Below are 3,336 nucleotides of genomic sequence, written 5' to 3'. Positions count from 1 at the left end.
CGCGGCAACTGCTCCTGCGTTGCCCTAGCTTCTGCATCCATGCAGTCGTGCGGTTGCGATAAATTGGTCTAAAAATTCCTGCTTCTTCGTCAAATAGCCCCGCTATTCTCCTCAGAAGCAGAAATTTTTATCCTCAATTTCTCGCAATCCTCGCTACGGGGTCGCCTAGACGGACGCTTAAGTCCGACAGGCTCCTTGTCGGTTATTTGGTTAACTACCAACCAGCGCCACCTCCTGACAACACCAAAGGATGGCGGTAAATAACATTAACCGCCATTGGTTCAATGGCGGTTGTTGGAGAGTCAATGACGGAATTGCAGTATTTTTGGGGCTGGGCAGTTTACCTGGCAGGAGCCTTCGGCTGCCTGCTGAGCCTGTGGTTTATTGTTGGTAATTGGCATCCGCGGCTAAAGCGGCCTCTGATGCTGGCTTTTGCTGTACTGTTTTTCCTGCCCGGTACTGTACACCCCGAGCAGAGCTATCTTGGCCCGGCCTTCCTTATCAGTCTTTATGATGGCCTTAGCCTGGGAGTTGACGCCATGTGGCGAACGGGGCGGACTGTGGCAATTGCCGCTGGTGTTGCAGTGATTGCAGGCGTGTTATTACCGGTCGGCAAGGCAAAAAAACAGCTTCTGACAAAACGCAAAAGCCCCGTAAACAGGGACATTGATACAGGTTGATAGATTTGAATTTGAACCACAAAGGCACAAAGACACAAAGACACAAAGGAAGAAAAAAGAAATCTTTTCTTTGTGTCTCTGTGCCTTTGTGGTGAAAGTCTTTTAACTATGGCAAGGCTTTCACGCTTAAGTCAGTGCCATTGCCCTGGGCCCTGCTTCAAACCAGAAATCCTGAACTTAACCGCGATTTATCAACTAATGTGTGAACTTCTTGGAATGAGTGCCAACACGCCTACGGATATTGTGTTCAGCTTCCGTGGCCTGATGCAGCGCGGGGGCAAGACCGGCCCCCACAGTGATGGCTGGGGAATCGCGTTTTATGAAGGCAAAGGGTTACGGGAATTCCGTGATCCCAACCCAAGCTGTGATTCTGAAATTGCCAACCTGGTCTGCCGCTACCCGATCAAAAGCACCATCGTGATCAGTCATATCCGCCAGGCAAACGCAGGCAGAATTGCCCTGGAAAACACCCACCCCTTTACCCGGGAACTCTGGGGCAAACACTGGACCTTTGCTCACAACGGCCAATTGAAAGGCATCAGGAAATTCCCCCTGAAACACTACTTGCCGGTGGGAACCACGGACAGTGAGTACGCTTTTTGCTGGATCATGGACCAGGTGCGTGAGCGCTTCCCCAAACCACCCAAAAGGGTGAGTACACTGCAACGCTTTATCCGCCAGCTCTGTGACGAACTGCGTGGACTGGGCGTATTCAATATGTTGCTGACCGACTCACGCTATCTCTACTGCTACTGCAGTACCCGGTTGCACTGGATAACCCGCAGAGCGCCGTTTAATCAGGCCAGTCTCAAAGATGACGACATGACGGTGGATTTTGCCAAAGAAACCACAGAAAACGACATCGTTTCTATAATAGCCACTGACCCGTTAACCATTAATGAGACCTGGCACCCTATTCAGCCCGGCGACATGGTGGTTTTTGGTAATGGCGAACTTGCTGCCTGAGTAAAAAAATCTGCATAACTGAAAACCAGTCATCAACAAGCAATTACACTTAGCAGGTCTCTATCCAGTTCCGCGACTTATAAGTTAGCCCAGGGGGGTAATGATGAGTACACCGATCAGCAGACCTGCGTATGATATAAACACCGGCCAACTTGATGACAGTCGGTATCAAGCCCGAAAAACACGAAGTTCAAAAGATTCTCTGTTCCATGGCAGAAGTACCAGAGAGCTTCTTGAACCGGTTAGCATGTCAACATTCAGAGTAGAAGATGAAACTGTAGATCCTGGCCATGCATTGATTAATGACCGAACTTTTGCCGCAAGAAAAGAACACGTTGCCTCCCTTTCCTGCTTAACCTCAACCCAGTCAAAAATGGCTGATGATAAAAGTGCTGTGCGCCAGAATCGGCTGACTGCACCTCTCACAGGCCCATTATCTTCATCCCGGCAGGATAATCGGGATGCATACATTATCAATATGTACACCTTAAGGCCGGAAAGCGATGCATTATCTCGTGAAGGTGCAGAACCTGTCTGCCTGAAGCATAATAACTGGTGGGAACGCAATAAAAAGTGGAATAGCACCTTTATCCTCAGCACTCTGGCCACTGCAACAACAGTGACCGCTTCGCTGATTTCAGACATTACCCGCGATGACGATCAGGCACTTTTCCAGCGATCAGGGTCCGTTGTCGTCTGCTGGGCCATGTTGGTGACATTTATTACCCTGAGAAAGAGAAGTGAAAAACTGCCAAGCCGCGAGCTGATGATTGAAGCACCCAACCATAAATTACCCCGGGAAGGGGATGTGAAATTAAAGGACCTGGCTGAACAGATCGGCAATGCCAGCATCACCGAAAGAAAAGTAAAAAGAACAGCCAGTGAGTGCGACTGGGTAATCCTGCTGGCAAGTATCATCGGTACCCTGATTTGGGGGTACGGAGATTTAATAGCCAGGTAAACACATTAAAAAAAGAAAAAGGCTTAGAGCCTGTTTATGACAAGTTAACGCGCAACTATGTCAGCGTCCTCGCTATGGCATGCTGTATCGTCTGGTTACCGATGTAAAACCTCAACAGGCCTCAGAACCCTGGGTTGTTTCAGCTAAATTAGCAGTCAGTGGTAAATCACCTGAGTTTTTAGCTGAATGGACTGACTGAAGATATCGCTCTCTGGCGATCACAGCCTGCTCTTTAGCTTCTTCCTTGTTGGAGGTTTGTATTTTGATTCTTTGGTAGATCTTTTTATAGATCTTTTGTCCCTCGGCGTAAGCGGGATCTTTGCGAAGCTCCCTTCTGCGCTCGGCGTAAGCGGGATCTGTCTGGTAGCGCTCCCTTGCGCGCTCCCTTTTGCGCTCGGCGTAAGCGAGATCTGTCTGGTAGCGCTCCCTGTCGTGCTCCCTTTTACGCTCGGCGTAAGCGGGATCTGTCTGGTAGCGCTCCCTTTTGCGCTCCTTTTCGCGCTCGGCGTAAGCGGGATCTGTCTGGTAGCGCCCCCTTCGGCGCTCCCTTTCGCGCTCGACGTAAGCGGGATCTTTGCGAAGCTCCTTTTGGCGCTCCCTTTGGCGCTCGGCGTAAGCGGGATCTGTCTGGTAGCGCTCCCTTCGGCGCTCCCTTTGGCGCTCGACGTAAGCGGGATCTTTGCGAAGCTCCCTTTGGCGCTCCCTTTGGCGCTCGGCGTAAGCGGGATC

General features: G+C 50.5%; 3 protein-coding genes and 1 pseudogene. 3 read left to right on the top strand and 1 reads right to left on the bottom strand.

What is annotated here, in order from left to right; genetic code table 11:
- Nucleotides 1-305: 305 nt before the first annotated feature.
- The 3 genes from CX664_RS25195 (at nucleotide 306) to CX664_RS25185 (ending at nucleotide 2,607) form a co-directional block, all read left to right on the top strand.
- Nucleotides 306-680: a hypothetical protein gene (locus CX664_RS25195; protein WP_180966639.1), complete on the top strand. Its 375-nt coding sequence runs from the start codon at nucleotides 306-308 to the stop codon at nucleotides 678-680.
- Nucleotides 681-878: 198 nt separating this feature from the next.
- Nucleotides 879-1,646, top strand: a complete 768-nt coding sequence (locus tag CX664_RS25190; protein WP_101749321.1) for a class II glutamine amidotransferase — start codon at nucleotides 879-881, stop codon at nucleotides 1,644-1,646.
- Nucleotides 1,647-1,893: 247 nt separating this feature from the next.
- Nucleotides 1,894-2,607 carry a hypothetical protein gene (locus tag CX664_RS25185; RefSeq protein WP_146000375.1) on the top strand — a complete coding sequence of 238 codons (714 nt, stop codon included), beginning with the start codon at nucleotides 1,894-1,896 and terminating at the stop codon, nucleotides 2,605-2,607.
- 111 nt (nucleotides 2,608-2,718) lie between these two features.
- Here CX664_RS25185 and CX664_RS26870 read toward each other — a convergent pair.
- A pseudogene (locus tag CX664_RS26870) lies at nucleotides 2,719-3,336 on the bottom strand (hypothetical protein); the annotation flags it as partial.

The sequence above is a fragment of the Endozoicomonas acroporae genome (genome assembly GCF_002864045.1).
In the GTDB taxonomy this organism is placed as follows: Bacteria; Pseudomonadota; Gammaproteobacteria; order Pseudomonadales; family Endozoicomonadaceae; genus Endozoicomonas; species Endozoicomonas acroporae.
This window is presented reverse-complemented; position numbering and strand designations above follow the sequence as displayed.

Coding starts and splice junctions, on each gene's coding strand:
- CX664_RS25190 (WP_101749321.1), top strand. CDS start 879: ATGTGTGAACTTCTTGGAATGAGTGCCAACACGCCTACGGATATTGTG.
- CX664_RS25195 (WP_180966639.1), top strand. CDS start 306: ATGACGGAATTGCAGTATTTTTGGGGCTGGGCAGTTTACCTGGCAGGA.
- CX664_RS25185 (WP_146000375.1), top strand. CDS start 1,894: ATGTCAACATTCAGAGTAGAAGATGAAACTGTAGATCCTGGCCATGCA.